We start from the raw sequence: 15,383 nt of genomic DNA, 5'->3' as shown, positions 1-15,383 counted from the left end.
ATTAATGAGTCTTTTAACTCCATTCTTCTGCCCCATGCTCAATGACAAATGACAAATGACAAATGACAAAGAACAAATTAGGTAAACCTAGATGATTAAATTGATTGGTATTGTTCTCAGTCTGTTACTTGTGTTTGGCTGGGGTACTCCAGTCATGGCACAATCTCAACCGCCCATTACTCAAGAACAGTTAAGACAAGGTGATGAGTGGGCAAATCAAGCCTTTGCAGCGACGAATCAAGGTGATTTTGCGACGGCTGAAACTTATTGGACAAAAATTATTGAGGAATTTCCGACAAATGCGGGGGCGTGGAGTAACCGGGGAAATTCGCGGGTGAGTCAGAATAAGTTACAAGAGGCGATCGCAGATTATAACAAAGCTATAGAACTAGCGCCAAATGTCACCGATCCATATTTGAATCGGGGGGCGGCGTTGGAAGGGATGGGAAAATGGGAAGATGCGATCGCAGATTATAATCATGTCTTAGAACTCGATCCTAACGATGCGATGGCATATAACAATCGCGGAAATGCCAAAACAGGTTTAGGAAAATGGGAAGATGCGATCGTAGACTACAAAAAATCTAATGAGATAGCCCCAAATTTTGCCTTCGCCCGTGCTAACTACGCCCTGGCTCTTTATGAAACAGGTCAAAAAGAGCAAGCAATCCGCGAAATGCGAAATATTGCCCGTAAATACTCAAAATTTGCTGATGTGCGTGCCGCCCTCACAGCTGCATATTGGGTAAATGGAGAACAAGGTGAAGCTGAAAGCAACTGGGTAGCAGCTTATGGACTTGATAGCCGTTACAAAGATATCGACTGGGTAAAAAATATCCGCCGTTGGCCTCCCAGCCTAGTTACAGCTTTGGATAAATTCTTGAAAATCCAGTAATTAACAGGTAAATAAAAGGGGAAGCGAAGAAATCGCTCCCACCCAATTCTGATATTTTTTACACTAAGTTAGTCTCAAGAACTCGCTGATTTTGCTGACGTTTTCCAGTTACCACCATTGGTACACCACCGCCTGGTGCTAACAGGATGCTTTTCCGTACTGGTAGTACTGGCTTTGTATCAGCTAGTTTCATTTGCCAATCAGATAATACAGTTGCCAATACCAGTTTCATCTCAAACAGCGCAAATGCCATGCCAATACAGCGACGATTACCACCACCAAAGGGCAAATATTCAGATGGAGTAAATTGGCGTTCTAGAAAACGATCTGGCTGAAACTGCTTGGAATTGGGGTATAAATCTTCTCGATGATGGCTCAAATAAATACAAGGAACCAATATTGTACCAGGGTCAAATTTGTAGCCTGCAATTTCTAAAGGTGATTTAACCAATCGATTTACTCCCAACATCCCCACCGGATATAGGCGCATTGTTTCCGAACAAACTGCATTTAAATAAGGTAATCGGAAAATGGCGTTTGGGTCTTTGTTGTCACCCAGGCTATCCAGTTCTTGCACCAGTTTTTCACGGACTTCAGGCTGATGATGAATCCAGTACAGCGCCCATGCCAAAGAACTAGCCGTAGTTTCATGACCTGCAATCAACAAAGTCATCAATTCATCACGTAATTCCAAGTCTGTCATCGGCTCACCTGCTTCATCACGAGCCGCCATCATTAAAGAGAGAATATCACTTCGATACTCATCAGCAAGCGATCGCCTTTCTTGAATTTCAGCATAGATCAGATCATCCATTTCCTGTCGCAAACGTATATAACTTCCCCAAGGGCTGCGAGGCCCTAAATCCTTTCGTAATAATGGGAACAGGAGGAATATTGCCCGCAAAAGAGGTCTTTTTGGATTCAGGATAGCAATCAGGATTTCTTTAAGTTTTTCATAACGAAGCCCGTCCTTAAGACCAAATACAGCCTTTAAAATCACCTGAAAGGAGATTTCTTGCATGGATGGCAAGACTGTAAAGCTTTCCCCGACTGGCCACTCGCTAGTTACTTGCTTGGTGATTTCACAGATTAAATCACCATAAGCCTGCATTCTTTCCCCATGTAGAGGAGGTGTCAGCAGTTTACGCTGACGCTGGTGAGGTTTTCCTTCTAAGGATAGTAGAGAATTTGGCCCCAATAAAGGCGAGCCTGAACCTGCTGGTGTACCAGAATCTAACTGTTTTGGATCTGTGGTAAAAATCTGCTGAATTGCTTGAGGATTGCTAATGAAGACTTGAGGAGTAAAAACTGGGCCAATTCGGAGAGTGAACATATCACCATAGCTTTTAGCACAGTCTTCCATGTATTCCACTGGGTTAGTCAGCCATTGATATGTCTGTACCCAAGGGTGAGTTTGAGGGCCGTTAGGCAGTTTATGTGCAGACATTTTTATTTATCTCCCAATAATTGGAGCAGGATCGTTATCAGCTAGCCATTCATCCACGCATAGCTTGATTAATCTTAGAACACAGATTAAGTAGATGAACTCACCAATTCTTGAATCTGCCTTGGGGTCAATTCTTGCACATTACGCAAAACTACATCTGCTCCTGCTGCTATTAGTGTCTCACTGTATGCATCACTACGCGATGCTGTTTCCTGTACGTGTGGCGGTAAAACGCCTACACCAATCCAAGTATGAGCAGAATCTAAACCCCGTGCTTTCTCAACGGTATACATATCTGCTACCGTATCTCCCACATACACGATCGCTAATTTTTGCTCAATTCCATTATCTAACTCACGAACTGTAGCGAAAAGTCCCGTAGGGTCAGGTTTCCCTGGCGCATCTTCCATCGCAATCAATACTGGAGATTCCAAACCCAGGCGTTTTTCTAAGACATAGTTAGCAGAAGCACGAGTCGCACCGCTAAAAAATCCCCAAGCAATACCGGCTTGGGTAAGTTGTTCTAAATAGCTAGGTTGTAATAATAAAGGTTCATTACAGATATACCCTGTAAAATTATTTGGATCTGAGCCTCGGTAACGCGATTGAAAAAAAGCAACGATCGCATCATAATCTAGTTGCAGTTGTTCTCGGCTCTGTTTTTGGGTTTCAAAATAGCGGTAAATTAATTCCTGCGATGCTTCCCAATCGTTATTCCATACACCTTCAGATTTCAACTGGTCAATATCTAGTGGGGTTGGACGATATGCTTGGGTGGTAAAATGTTCTACGGTATCTGCGATCGCCCGGCGATAGGAACCGCTAACATCGCGCACAACGCCATCAATATCGAAAATAGCGATCGCTTTTGTAGAAGTTGGTTGAGTCATGGAGTAAGAAGCAAAAGAGTTTTACATCATCATAATGCGCTCATGGCTCAGGTAAAAAATCGGGGTCAAGGGCTTGCTCTGGCGTGAAGGGACATTGTTCGGGGAAGGTAGCTAAATGCAATTCAGTTTCATCGGCAGCTAAGAGTCTAGCATCGTCATAACACAGCCCAAAAACCTCATCAAAATATGGTTTGAGGCTAGGACTTTCTTCTAGAGCTTGTCTGATGCGTTTGCGATGCTCCCGAATTGTTGCTCGCCAACTACCAGAGCGCTTCTCGGCTTGATATTTATACTTCAAGAGGTGCATCAGCACCACTTCCAAATTGCTTCTTAGTGCTTTCTTTTCACTCCTGCCCATCGTTTCAATTTCTTCAATCAAATTCTCTAAATCTAGTTCTGTGAGCCGACCTTGTTTGAGCAGTTCTGCCGTGGTTTCAATCCACAGGTAAAAGTCTTGCTCGTACAAATCTGAACCAGATGTTGTTTGAGATTGGGGCAGTTGAGCAGTCATAAGCATCTTTAGTTAGCGCCGACTAAACCTTATGGTAGACCATTCTCAATCACTGTTTGGTCATTTGATATGGTATTGCGTTAAAATAAGCGATCGCTATCCTAGTTCAGTAATGCCCGGAAATTCCCGGAGGTGTGATTGACAAAGTTTATTTTGAAAATTCTGTGGTTAGACGAGAACGTTGCTCTAGCAGTCGATCAAATTGTCGGCAAAGGCACAAGTCCCTTGACTAAGTACTTTTTTTGGCCCAGAAATGATGCCTGGGAAGAGTTAAAAAAGGAATTAGAATCCAAACATTGGATTACTGATGTGGATCGTGTCGAGTTGCTTAACAAAGCGACAGAAGTGATTAACTACTGGCAAGAGGAAGGTAGGAACCGTCCAATGGCAGAAGCTCAGTTGAAATTTCCAGAAGTTGCCTTCACAGGTAGCGCCTGATATTACAATATTAGCTAGATTCTACAAGCTGCCACAGTTTGATAGTCTTGTCCCGGCTGCCACTTGCAATTAAGTGTGTAACTTTGCTCACAGCAACAGCAGATACTGAGTCTACATGACCAGAGAGAGTAACAATCTCTTCTGCTGTGCTTACCTTCCAAAGTTTAACCGTTTTGTCGCAACTTGCACTTAGGAGTGTTTCGCCATCGGCAGTAAAAGCCACAGCCACCACAGACCAAGAATGGCCTACAAGTGTGCAAATTAGCTGACCAGTGTTTACCTCCCACAATTTAATAGTGTTATCATCACTACCCGTCGCCAAAATTTTCCCATTGGGACTAAAAGCGACTGTCAAAACCGCCCATGCATGACCCGAAAGGGTGCTTAACAAGCTATAGCATGGGCGGTTTTCAACAAGAGGCAAGGGGGCAGGGGGCAGGGGGAAAAGGGGAATTGCCTCCGCCCCTTGTGGATAGTCTTTTAACTCAGCACTATTCATATCCCCCTGCTCCCTGCTCCCTGCTCCCCTGCCTCTTCTTGGTATCTGCCACAGGCGAATTGTTCTGTCATAGCTAGCGCTGGCTAAAAGTTTTCCATCGGGACTAAATGCCACTGAGCTTACTTGCAATTGGTGTCCAGTTATGGTAATTAATTCTCTACCAGTATTTATATCCCAGAGTTTGATTGTCTTATCCCAGCTACCACTAGCGAGAATCTGGCCATCTGGACTGAAAGCAACTGATTTGACAGCGTGTGAGTGTCCCAATAAAGTACAGATTTCCTTTAATGTCTCAACCTGCCACAATTTGATAGTTTTATCGTCGCTAGCAGTTGCCAGAATTTGACCATCAGGACTGAAGCTAACTGATTTTACAGCTTGAGAATGTCCTGATAAGTTAGCTAGAACTTTTTGAGTATTTAAATCCCACAATTTGATGTTTTTGTCATCACTACCACTAGCTAAAGTATTGCCGTCAGGACTGATAGCAAGGGCATTGACACTACTGAATGCCCCAGAATTATCAGTTAGGGTATGCAAACATCGCCAAGGAGGATTTTGAATTTTGAATTGGGGATTGGGGATTTTAGATTCCATACCCATTGCTTGCATAACTTCATCAGCTGATTGAAATCGGCGATTAAAGGCATTTTGCAGCAGCTTGTCGAGGATTTTGGCCAAGCGATCGCTTACCTTAGTAGTAAGATATTGTTGCCAAACCCAACAATCGTTAGCAATATCAAATAAGTCAAAGGGAGAAATTTGGGTAAGCAAGTAAATACAAGTAACACCTAAGCTATATAAATCACTAGCAAAAACGGCTTTTCCCTTCGCTTGTTCTGGTGCAGCGTATTCTGGACTGCCAATACTGGTTTCAGATGTTAGCCGATCGATTTCTGTGACAATTTTCGCAGTGCTAAAATCGACTATAACGAAATCTCCCTTCTTGGTAATTGGGGATCTACGGATGATATTTTGGGGTTTAATATCGCGGTGGATGATGTTGCTGCATCTACGCCCGCCGCAGGCATCGCTCATAAACTGAAAAACTGGCAATAAATCTTCTAACAGTTGCCAAATCTGAGTTTCATTAAAAGCGCCTTCTTCTTCAACCACCTGAGCTAAATTAGTGCCTGCAATAAACTCCTGCACTAGATAAAAATACCCATTATGCTCAAAATAAGCGAATATTGCGGCAATTTGCGGATGATTCCCTAATTCCTCTAGCTGTTGCGCCTTTTGCTGAAAAGTTTTAGATGTTTCAAATTTCAGCGATAATTCTTGAACAACGCAAGGAATTGGAGGAAACTGACCTTCGTCTACAGCGAGGAAGGTTTTGCAGAATCCCCCTTTACCAATCTGCTTGAGTAAACGATAACGTTCTTGTAAAAGCAAAATTTCTCCGCCAAAGTTATAGGCTAATACGCTTCAGTTAAGACTAAAAGCCTTTGTGAAATCAATTTTTTTAACGAACCACGGAGGCGCAGAGAACACAGAGAGAAGAAAAAATGCTCTGAAGTGAACTGTATTGAGTTATGGGCAGCCAGGGCGAATAGAATAGAGCCTCCGGCACGCTACGCGTTAAGCGAAGCTATGCCCTTGGCGAAGCCTCTCGTAGAGAAGGCTTCACGCGGCTACACAAACAAAGTCCGCCTCCGCGGACTAAGGAAAATTGAGGGTTTGAAACCCACGGAGGTGGGTTTTGCCTGTATAGGTGCGGTTTCTAATCGCCCTTTTAACGTTAAGTTGACTTATCTACTGGGAAATTCACAACTATGGGTGGAAGACCGTTATCTGTGGTTGATTGTCCGTTGTTGACTACTGGTTGTGGATGCAAAGGTGTTGGTGTCAATTCACCTTTACCAGCTTGATTCCATAAAATCATGGATAGTAACCCATCCACTAAGCCGTTATTACTACCGTTACCGCTAACTAAAACATCTGGAATCAAGCGGACATTGCGATCGCCTATAATTTGCATTAGTTGCATTGCTGTATAACCTTGGGAACCCAAAGCTTCCACACCAGCCAAGTAGGTTTCAGCTTTGGCGTTACCCGTAGCCCGAATACCTTCAGCCTCAGCAATTGCCCGGAGTTTTGTACCCTCAGCTTCACCGTTCGCCTGCTTAATTTGGGCTTGAGCTTTCAAATCGGCAATCTCTACACTCTGTTCTGATTGCACCATTTCTTCTTGGATATCAGCCAACGCTGTCTCCCGGACAAGTTGTTGCCGTTGGGTTTGCGCCATCTGCTGAACTTCGTAAGTTTTGCGTTTTTCTTCAGCAATTTTACGGTCTGTCAGTGTGTGCATTAATTCGTCTGGTGGGGTAATCAAACCAATTAATGAATCCACCGCTTGCACATCATAAGCACGCAAGGCAGATTTGACGTATTCGGAAGCTTCAACTTGGCGCTCACTTCGCGCAGTCAAGAAATCCAAAATAGTATACTCTTGAGCCGAGTTGCGGAAATAATTCCCCACAATTGGACGCAAAACCTGATCGATGACGTTTTGCATCGAACCTAAGCGGGAAATCACTTTTGGCGCATCGGAAGCACCAATGTGGATAATTTGGAATATCTCTAAATCAAAGGTAAAACCATCAAATGATAGCAGTTTCAGCGCCTGCAAGTTTGTATCGTAACCGTGCTTACCACTAATTCTTTCAGTAAAGTTTAAGACGATATTTGTAGTTGGTACTAGCTCAATTTTCATCACCTTGGTGTTGAGCGGGTGTTTCCCAGGATACAACGGCTCAACCCAAACACCCTTATGTCCTTGGTTTACCAAATTTCCGTGGGTGAAAGATGCTCCGCTCACATCTTCGTGTTCTTTGCCTACAAAAGAAATCACCACACCCACGTAACCGATAGGGATTTCAGTCATCGGGACTTGTTCAATATTTACCAACCAAGGATTTAGGTTCCACGAACCCGATAATAATACCTGTTCTTGTAAACCTCGTTGTCCCCCAGCGTCGATAAATTTTTGACCATTTTGGAAGTTATCATGCCCGTTGATGATGCGTCCAGCGATTTCACCTGCTGCGATCGCTGAACCATCTAAAGTAGTAACAATACCAACCTTCTCTGCTGCTATTTCATAAATGTGCAACTGTTGTGGACTCATGCCATGAGCGCTAGCATTTGCAGCTGTAATCACTTTAAACAGCGCAGTGTTGATGCGGTAAGTACCTGCGGTAAGAAAACTCATTTGCCGCCCTTTTTCCCCTCCTTGAGTGAGGAATTTCCGAGCATCTTGGAAGTTGTCACAACTGACGATTTTACCCAAAATCCGCTCTGGTGGGTTGGATGCTCCATCTGCCGCCACAACCAAAGCAATTTCCCCTTGGGGAACGATAATTACCGACTCTTTCTTTACAGAATACTGCCAAGGCCAATAACCCCAGTGCCAACCAGGAGCTAAAGTATCTGCCTGCAAGCCAGCTTCGCCATTCAGAGCAATCAAACTGCCGGCGGGTAGTCCACGCCCGGAAAGAGTAAATTTCCTGACAACAATGCCAACTTCACGTTCGCCAATAACTACAAGTCCGCCAAAGAATAGGGGGACGAATATAACGAAGCCGCCGACTAGTAGAATGGGAACTAGTACAACAGGATCAATTCCAGCAGCTTGATATTGAGTCTTGCTAATTGGTAACTGAGCAATATTTGGTGTGGTCTGATTTAGCTGGAATGATACCGAAGTTATTTCTTTTACAGTAGTTGTTTTTACAGGAGTAGCATTAGCAGAGTGAATGCTACCAGCGTTCGTCAAAGACGTTGGCGAAGCGATCGCTAACGTTGCTACGATAGAGGCTGCAAAACGAGCTACTTTATTTTGTTTACGAGTACCAAGCAAAGAAGAAAAGCTTTTCATAATCTGTGCCCGTTTGGGCAACTAATTAGCTAAGTTAACACTTCAGCATGGCTTGCCTCGATTTCTTAAACTTGACGTAATTTTTTGATAAATTTATAATCTTCAGTAATGAATATGCTAATTTTAATATGGGTAATTAAGTACCAATATAGTGTGTATCAGGACTTTTATTGCTTATTGAAATTCGAGAGCTTTGGCTATGGCTGGTAGAGCAGTAGGCCAAAGCAGACCATCCTTAAAGTAAGAAAATAGCTCAAATGGTTTTAAGGTTTCGTCTCGCTTGGCTGAAATAGCGCCTGTAAAATTAGCAAGTGCAACGATGATAGACAAAATAAAAACACTTTGACCAGATTTTAAGACAGGCTGTGCAATGTAGAAGCTAGCTAATACTCCAGCCGTCTCACAAGAAAGCAATATAGCAACTACTAGCCAAAGTTTCTAAGATGTAACAGGTTGAGAATCTGAATAAAAAAGTCTAAGTTTATTTTCTTCATGAATGCCTACATTAAAATTGGGATATCTAGAGATAAATCCCAGTCCTAAAGCTATCAGTGAAATTAAAATAGTTAAGAGGTTTAGAAACATATTTAAATTTCCTAATACATAATTTATAATTTAATTCAAGCAATTGGTTTTTGTTCCGCTTTGCTGATTAAGCAAAGGATGTACTGATAGTCTAATTCGCAGTAGTATAAAACTCTACGGATTTTTGAGTCCCATTATATAATTCTTAATTCTTTCATCTGGTGGAAGAATAGGTTTTTTACGCAGAATAAAATTTTTAAGGAAATTTATAAAAAAATTTCGTTGGAGTGAAAAAGTATGTTTTTGAGACTGCTCAACCACTTTGTGGTTTTTATTATAAGGCTCAGGGGCAAAAAGGATTCTATAATCTTCAGCTATAATCTCGCGATCGCATTGATGCCACCCTTTAGAATAATCATGTGAAAAATCCCTCGAATTCAAACCACGAAGCTGGTAATAATCTTTTGGTATTCTTTGATTCGACCAATCAAATCCTTTGTTAACCAAAAAATATGACAATGTCCAGTGATGACCATATTCATGAGCTAAAGTCTCTTTCAGCTTTTCAAGAGTTTTTAAATAAAAATAGTTTAGAACAATAACCGCCACTATTTCACTCACTTTAACAGGCTGTTGCACATCCTTTTGTGTGTCTCTGCTATACTCAGCTGACCAATACCCAAAATAGTCAGCTCGTTCATCGTTGCGAATCCGTATTACGTCAAGCCACAAGGATTCCGTGGCTGTACAAAGTAGATCATTTGTAACAAAGCACCTTAGCTCATCGAGCTGTGCTTCTGAAAACTTTCCTGTATGGTCAACTATATGCAATATCAATAGCCTCTTATCCCAAACAGTTTTCTTTATTAAGAATAGTATAAAACAATAAAGGAGAGCATATACTAAGCTCTCCTTTATTTTCTGATATTTCTTGAAAAAGTCTAAAATGTCACTATTAAATTAGCGATTAGAGTTTTTACCTAGAGAACCTAAAAAATCAAACAAGCGTCCTTTTATACCCTCAACTCCCCGAATATCTTGGTCAAGTCGCTTTACTTTTTCTTGATAAGCCGAAAGGGATTTAAGGTTTACTCCTTGAAAATCACCATCAAAGCTGCGACCTGTTGAAACTCGAACTACTTCACGTTTTCGTTCTGATGAATTCTCTTTCTTCCCAACTATCTCGTATCGCATAGTTGGTTCACTAGAACTTACAAATTTCCCCGCGCGAACTTCATTAAGATGTTCCTTAAGATCTTTAATCTCACTATCTGGAACCCCAGCAGCTTCTGCTGACTTAATGCATTGTTCTATCTCTCCTACAGTAATTTGATACATAATTAGACATTCTACGAACAATCGTAGAAACTTAACTTAGTTGGTTTTTCCTCCTACAAAGTTAATAGTACCAAATTTTTTTCGGCATTTGCTACCGTAAATATTCGCTAATTGAATAAACAAATATTACACAGTACTACTATTTTAACTATTTATCAAAAATACACACTATCTATTTTAACTCTTTACATTTATTATAGTGCCAAAAAAGTTTATTAATGTACCTGAGCATAGAGTTAAATACAATTTTGTGGAGTGAGCCAAAAACTCACCCCACAATGCACAAGTCAGAAGTAAAATTTTAGACCAAACCGCCAGCCGCTTGAAACCGAGCGCGGGCGCGTTTGAAGGCTTGAGTTGCCTGGATTTGGGCTTGGCGATCGTCTGCTGACACTTGACTTAGACGCGCTTCTGCTTGGTTATAAGCAGTACGGGCTTCATCAAGGTTAATTTTGTCGCCACGTTCAGCGCCGTTAACCAGAATTGTTACTTCATTTTCTTCGACTTCGGCAAAGCCACCCAAAAGGGCGATCGCTTCCCAACCCTGATTTTTTGCAGCACGGACTCGCATTACACCAGTATCCAGGGCGGTCAAAAGTGGTGCGTGTCCGGTGAGGATACCTAGTTGACCAGTTGTGCTAGGCAAAACTACTTCTTCTGCTGGAGCATCCCAGACTGTTTTATCTGGGGAAATTACCCGAACGGTTAATGTCATTTGTCTTTTGTCCTTTGTCCTTTGTCTTTTGCAATTTGCCATTAGCCATTAGCACTTACAACTAATGACTAATGACTAATGACAATGACTAACCTTTGATTTTTTCAGCTTTAGCGATCGCTTCGTTGATATCGCCAACCAAGTAGAAAGCCTGTTCTGGCAGAGCATCCAACTCACCAGACAGAATTTTTTGGAACCCTTTGATGGTATCTTCCAACTTCACATACTTACCAGGAGAACCAGTAAATACTTCTGCTACAAAGAATGGCTGAGACAAGAAGCGCTCAACTTTCCGCGCCCGTGCCACGATTAGACGGTCTTCTTCAGACAATTCATCTAAACCGAGAATGGCGATAATGTCTTGGAGTTCTTTGTAACGTTGCAGAGTTGATTGCACCGCCCGCGCAGTATTGTAGTGTTCTTCACCGACAATATTTGGTTGGAGCATGGTGGAAGTTGAACCAAGGGGGTCAACTGCGGGATAAATTCCCTTAGCAGCCAAACCGCGAGACAGTACTGTAGTTCCGTCCAAGTGGGCGAAGGTAGTAGCAGGTGCGGGGTCTGTGAGGTCATCCGCAGGTACGTATACTGCTTGAATGGAGGTAATGGAACCCTCTGTAGTCGAGGTAATCCGCTCTTGCAGTTCACCTACGTCGGTTCCCAATGTGGGCTGATATCCTACCGCAGAAGGCATCCGACCCAATAGCGCGGATACTTCCGAACCTGCTTGTACAAACCGGAAGATATTATCAATAAACAGCAGTACGTCCTGCTTGTTCACATCCCGGAAGTACTCTGCTACTGTCAATCCCGAAAGACCAACCCGCATTCTAGCTCCGGGTGGTTCGTTCATTTGACCGTAGACTAGAGCAATTTTTGATTCGTTGAGGTTCTCGTTATTGATAACCCCAGATTCAATCATTTCGTTGTAGAGGTCATTGCCTTCACGGGTGCGTTCACCCACGCCAGCAAATACGGATACTCCACCATGCTGGGTAGCGATGTTGTTGATCAATTCCATCATGATCACGGTTTTACCAACACCAGCACCGCCGAATAGACCAATCTTACCGCCGCGTCGATAGGGAGTCAGAAGGTCAACAACTTTAATCCCAGTCTCAAACACCGAAGGTTTAGTTTCCAGGTCGGTGAATTTAGGAGCAGAGCGGTGGATGGGTAAACTTGCCTCAGCATTTACTGGGCCCCTGTTGTCCACAGGTTCGCCAAGGACGTTGAAAATCCGGCCCAAAGTGGCTTTACCAACTGGCACGGTAATGGGAGCGCCTGTATCGGTAACTTCAAAACCGCGCACTAAGCCTTCGGTGGAACTCATCGCAACAGTCCGCACTTGGTTGTCGCCCAGCAGTTGCTGTACTTCAACGGTGATGTTGATTTCCTGTCCACTTTCGTTGGTGCCAACGATTTTCAAAGCGTTGTAGATTTGTGGCAATTTCCCGCCGGGAAATTTAACGTCTACAACTGGGCCAATGATTTGGGTAATGTAGCCAATGTTTGTTTTTTCTGCGGTTGTGACCATGCTGCGCCTAATGAGTGAAGCTATATTTCAGATACGGTCGGAGAAGACATAATAATAAGCAATGTCAACTTTCACTTTAGCACCGGACGGGGACATAACTCCCTTAGTAATTCCTTAAAAAGGAGTTTGGCGGCTATGGTTGTAGCCCTCATCCTGACCTTTATCTCTAATCTTATTTTTCAGATGCGATCGCCCTAGCCATCATGCGGTGTAGCGAAAGATGCTAATCTGTTAGATTACCTAAATATTTGCATTTGTACTTTTAGCAAAAAAGCTAGATTTTGATACCTAGCTTTTGCTTTATAAATTAAGGATTCTATTTAGCAGTGAACTTGCTGCTTTTGCTTGCGCTTGAATTTAGAGGTGACACCAAAAGCACCCAAACCAAGCAAGCCAATCAAAGAAGTTGGTTCAGGGACAGCCGTAGTGTGATATGTTACATTATCCAGCACTGTAGAGCCATTGTTCCAATTTACACGAACTTCATCAACCAGTCCTGTATAACCCGATGACAGAAAAGTTGGTGTAGCAGAAGGTGTAAGCGATGCAGATGTTGCCTGTAGTGTTCCTCCATTGTAAAGTGAAAAGCTTACTGGAACAGAGGAATCAATTCCAGCAAAATAACCGCCATCAAAGATTACGGGTGATTCAAAGTAGAATGGAATACTGCTTGGGCCATTCCACTTGTCATAGTTCCCATAGATTCGGTTCGGAATTGACTCAGGAGTGTATGGGTTTTGCTCGAAACCGTAATAAATCCAATTATTATCCCATTGGATTCCACCATAGCCATCCGGTACTAGAAAGTTATCACCTGTTAGATCGTCAAACGTTACGACAGTAAACGCATTGGCACTTGTGGAGATGGCTAAAGCTGATAAAGTACAAGTTGCTAGTGTAAGCGTTGCCTGTAAAACGTGATATAGCGGTTCCCAACCTAGTGAGGTACGTTTTCAAAGCTACTAACCTTGGTAAACAAGATTTGGGTGTACCTCAGTAGACTAGGAAACGCTATAAGTCTTCATTAATTAACCTCGTTGTATTTAAATGCACACAAATTTGCCAGCGAAAGCCTAAATCTTCACCTGCTATGGAAGATTTAGGCTTTCGCTGCGATCGCACCTACAAGCACTAATTACTAGGCTATCGGCATACTATTAGCTTGATATTAGATAGGTTGTATAACTACCAGCATTATTGATAAATAGAGTTGAAGAAACAAGTATTATTACTGTTATTCACTAAAAGTTTACAATATTAATTTGTATTTTCCTATTTTATAAAAATTGTCAAACCTATAATATGTAAAGCTTTCAAGGCGATTTTGTGGCTGATACTAAATTAATGACTATATAAGAATTGTATAAATTTATAGTGTTAATTGATGCAAATTACATATTTATACCACGTTATGTGCTTTGCGTGGGCGCAGCCCGTCGTACATATCATCAACACAGCATTTATTCAAGTTAATTGGCAATAGAATAGTAAAGCTTTCTACAAACTACATTTCCAAAACTTCTGAATATCCATAAGATAAAGATAGGTACAAAAAACTGTTTTTAACCAAGCTGCGATGTCTGGATTAGGCATAGCTGCGGCTTCATTCTCACACTTCCACCGAGCAACAGCTTATGAATTTATCGTCAGCACGACAATATTTTTACCAGGAAATTCAACAGGCTGACGAGCATATTGACCTAGCAAAGGCAGCTTTGTATATTGCACAAGAAGAATATCCCAAGTTAGACCCAGAGGAATATCTCAACGCCCTTGATACAATGGCATGGGAACTTCAAGAACGCCTAACAGAGTCACGATATCCTCTGCGGATGGTTCAAAGTATTAACCAATATCTATACGAAGATTTAAAATTTTCTGGTAATAAAATTGACTATTATGATCCACGCAACAGCTTTTTGAATGATGTAATTGACCGTCGGCTGGGGATTCCTATTAGCTTGGCGTTGGTTTACCTAGAAGTTGCCCGACGAATTGATTTTCCGATGGTGGGTGTAGGAATGCCAGGACATTTTCTGATCCGCCCGGATATTCCAGATATAGAAATTTTTGTGGATGCCTTCAATGGTGGTGAAATAATATTCGCCCAAGATTGCGAGGAACGGCTGTCTCAAATTTATCAGCAACCCGTGACGCTACAACCAGAATTTTTAGCCGTAGTCAGTAATCGGCAATTTTTGGCCCGGATGCTAACAAATATAAAATTTATTTACATTAAACAACAAGAGTTAGAAAAAACGCTGGCAGCAATTGAACGAATTTTGTTGCTATTTCCTAATTTAACTTTAGAGTTGCGCGATCGCGGCTTAATCTCCTATCAACTTGGTAATTACTCCCAAGCAGTAGAAGACTTACAAAATTATTTAGCAAAAGTTCCTGATGCCCAGGATGCATCAATGATTCGGCGGCTACTTAGCGAATTGGGGAATGGGGGATAGGGAATGGGGAAGAAACAAGGGGGCAGGGGAAAAAGAGGGACAAGAGGACAAGGTGACAAAAGTTTAGAACTTACAACAAGTCTTTCGCCTTGTCCCCAAGTCCTCTTTCCCATTCCCAATTCACGTCTAATGTGAATTAAATAAGTTGGGACTGGAAAGTGAGAATATCAATACCGAAATGGCGACGGAGCAATAGACTTATCCGCAATTCCTAAATGCTTATGAGGCAAGGCTTTGAGGGATTAGATA

The 15,383-nt window shown here is 42.2% G+C and carries 15 protein-coding genes; 4 read left to right on the top strand and 11 right to left on the bottom strand.

The genetic code is table 11. The features are described 5' to 3' along the window. Nucleotides 1–91: 91 nt before the first annotated feature. Nucleotides 92–895 carry a tetratricopeptide repeat protein gene (locus VB732_RS30690; RefSeq protein ID WP_323234632.1) on the top strand — a complete coding sequence of 268 codons (804 nt, stop codon included), beginning with the start codon at nt 92–94 and terminating at the stop codon, nt 893–895. Between the two features lie 58 nt (nt 896–953). Here the strand turns inward: VB732_RS30690 and VB732_RS30685 are convergent, their stop codons facing one another. The 3 genes from VB732_RS30685 to VB732_RS30675 form a co-directional block, all read right to left on the bottom strand. Continuing rightward, nucleotides 954–2,342, bottom strand: a complete 1,389-nt coding sequence (locus tag VB732_RS30685) for a cytochrome P450 (protein ID WP_323234631.1) — start codon at nt 2,340–2,342, stop codon at nt 954–956. A gap of 86 nt (nt 2,343–2,428) precedes the next feature. Then, complete coding sequence (locus tag VB732_RS30680) at nt 2,429–3,232, bottom strand: TIGR01548 family HAD-type hydrolase (RefSeq protein ID WP_323234630.1); 804 nt, start codon at nt 3,230–3,232, stop codon at nt 2,429–2,431. Nucleotides 3,233–3,272: 40 nt separating this feature from the next. Beyond that, a complete protein-coding gene (locus VB732_RS30675) occupies nt 3,273–3,743 on the bottom strand; it encodes a DUF29 domain-containing protein (RefSeq protein WP_323234629.1) in 471 nt (156 codons plus the stop codon). Between the two features lie 138 nt (nt 3,744–3,881). Between VB732_RS30675 and VB732_RS30670 the strand changes: the two genes are divergently transcribed. After that, the gene (locus tag VB732_RS30670; protein WP_069071048.1) at nt 3,882–4,181 is read left to right on the top strand and encodes a 30S ribosomal protein PSRP-3; all 300 of its coding nucleotides are present in this window, start codon (nt 3,882–3,884) and stop codon (nt 4,179–4,181) included. A 10-nt stretch (nt 4,182–4,191) separates the two neighbouring features. Here the strand turns inward: VB732_RS30670 and VB732_RS30665 are convergent, their stop codons facing one another. From VB732_RS30665 to VB732_RS30630, 8 genes are all read right to left on the bottom strand, one after another. Further along, the gene (locus tag VB732_RS30665; RefSeq protein WP_323234628.1) at nt 4,192–6,075 is read right to left on the bottom strand and encodes a serine/threonine-protein kinase; all 1,884 of its coding nucleotides are present in this window, start codon (nt 6,073–6,075) and stop codon (nt 4,192–4,194) included. 346 nt (nt 6,076–6,421) lie between these two features. Beyond that, nucleotides 6,422–8,560 carry a flotillin family protein gene (locus tag VB732_RS30660; RefSeq protein ID WP_323234627.1) on the bottom strand — a complete coding sequence of 713 codons (2,139 nt, stop codon included), beginning with the start codon at nt 8,558–8,560 and terminating at the stop codon, nt 6,422–6,424. A gap of 174 nt (nt 8,561–8,734) precedes the next feature. Then, a complete protein-coding gene (locus VB732_RS30655) occupies nt 8,735–8,974 on the bottom strand; it encodes a hypothetical protein (protein WP_323234626.1) in 240 nt (79 codons plus the stop codon). A 285-nt stretch (nt 8,975–9,259) separates the two neighbouring features. After that, entirely contained in the window at nt 9,260–9,916 is a 657-nt protein-coding gene (locus VB732_RS30650) for a hypothetical protein (RefSeq protein WP_323234625.1), read from the bottom strand. Between the two features lie 129 nt (nt 9,917–10,045). Next, complete coding sequence (locus VB732_RS30645; RefSeq protein WP_323234624.1) at nt 10,046–10,423, bottom strand: hypothetical protein; 378 nt, start codon at nt 10,421–10,423, stop codon at nt 10,046–10,048. 301 nt (nt 10,424–10,724) lie between these two features. Further along, a complete protein-coding gene (gene atpC, locus VB732_RS30640) occupies nt 10,725–11,138 on the bottom strand; it encodes an ATP synthase F1 subunit epsilon (RefSeq protein WP_323234623.1) in 414 nt (137 codons plus the stop codon). Between the two features lie 88 nt (nt 11,139–11,226). Beyond that, complete coding sequence (gene atpD, locus VB732_RS30635; protein WP_118167550.1) at nt 11,227–12,675, bottom strand: F0F1 ATP synthase subunit beta; 1,449 nt, start codon at nt 12,673–12,675, stop codon at nt 11,227–11,229. Between the two features lie 320 nt (nt 12,676–12,995). Beyond that, nucleotides 12,996–13,127 (bottom strand): PEP-CTERM sorting domain-containing protein, encoded by a 132-nt coding sequence (locus VB732_RS30630; RefSeq protein WP_323234622.1) that lies wholly within the window; start codon nt 13,125–13,127, stop codon nt 12,996–12,998. A 92-nt stretch (nt 13,128–13,219) separates the two neighbouring features. Here VB732_RS30630 and VB732_RS30625 point away from each other — a divergent pair, with 92 nt between their 5' ends. Both VB732_RS30625 and VB732_RS30620 read left to right on the top strand, forming a co-directional pair. Continuing rightward, nucleotides 13,220–13,519: a hypothetical protein gene (locus tag VB732_RS30625; RefSeq protein WP_323234621.1), complete on the top strand. Its 300-nt coding sequence runs from the start codon at nt 13,220–13,222 to the stop codon at nt 13,517–13,519. Between the two features lie 790 nt (nt 13,520–14,309). Beyond that, nucleotides 14,310–15,134: a SirB1 family protein gene (locus VB732_RS30620; protein ID WP_323234620.1), complete on the top strand. Its 825-nt coding sequence runs from the start codon at nt 14,310–14,312 to the stop codon at nt 15,132–15,134. The last annotated feature ends 249 nt before the right edge of the window (nt 15,135–15,383 follow it).

The organism is Nostoc sp. UHCC 0252 (assembly GCF_034931145.1).
Lineage (GTDB): Bacteria > Cyanobacteriota > Cyanobacteriia > Cyanobacteriales > Nostocaceae > Nostoc.
The sequence above is the reverse complement of the archived record's forward strand: the minus strand, read 5'-3'. Positions and strand labels throughout refer to the sequence as shown.